1 protein-coding gene is annotated in these 995 nt (G+C 31.5%); it reads left to right on the top strand.

Features of this window, described 5'->3' with window-relative positions; translation table 11 throughout:
- The coding region (locus ACVHXK_RS18650; RefSeq protein WP_461207914.1) for a PDDEXK nuclease domain-containing protein at positions 1–881 on the top strand (881 nt) is incomplete at its 5' end.
- Positions 882–995 lie beyond the last annotated feature (114 nt).

The raw sequence follows: 995 nt of genomic DNA on the forward strand, positions 1-995 counted from the left end.
AAGACGGCAATGAACGTGCTGAATATGGCGATTATTTAATAAAAAGTCTTTCAAGTCAGCTGAAAGCTGAGTTTGGAAAAGGATTTACAGTGACAAACTTAAAGTATATGCGTCAGTTTTACCTTGCATTTCCAAATAGTCACGCACTGCGTGACCAATTGAGCTGGACGCATTATCGATTGTTATTGAAGATAGAAAATGAAGAAGTTAGAAATTTTAATATAGAAGAATGCATTGAAGGTAATTGGAGCACTCGTCAATTGGAGAGACAAATTAATACTTTTTATTACCAGAGGATTCTCGCAAGTCAGAACAAACAGATTGTACGAAATGAAATTAATCAGTTAGAAAAGGGTATCCAAGCAGAAGATATCATTAAAGATCCATTTGTACTTGAATTTATGGGATTAAATGATTATAGAGATTTTACAGAAATTGAAGTAGAAAAAGCTCTGATGGACAATCTACAGAAATTTCTTTTAGAACTTGGCAAGGGTTTTTCTTTTGTAGCAAGGCAGAAAAGAATAACTGCTGATGGAGATCATTTTTATGTAGATTTGGTTTTTTATAATTACATCTTAAAATGCTTTATCCTTATTGATTTAAAAGTTGGTAAGCTTAGTCATCAAGATATTGGACAAATGGATTTTTATGTTAGGTATTTTGAGAAAGAAATAAAAACAGATTCAGACAATCCTACAATAGGTATTATTCTATCGTCGGAGAGAAATGAAACTGTTGTGAAATATTCAGTTTTAGAAGAAAGCAAGCAACTTTTTTCAGCTAAATATCTTCCTTATTTGCCTACAGAGGAAGAATTGAAAAAGGAATTAAAGCGTGAAAGAAATTTATTGGAAAGCGAAAAATCATTGCTAAAATAGAATATGTTTGAGATTCAACCGTCAAGAAATCCTTTATAGTTCAAAATGAGAACTAGAGAAAACTGAAGATATTTATATTTGTTCTTAGGACATATTCATGAGGACGTGAGTATG

Source organism: Clostridium sp. DL1XJH146, from assembly GCF_054819755.1.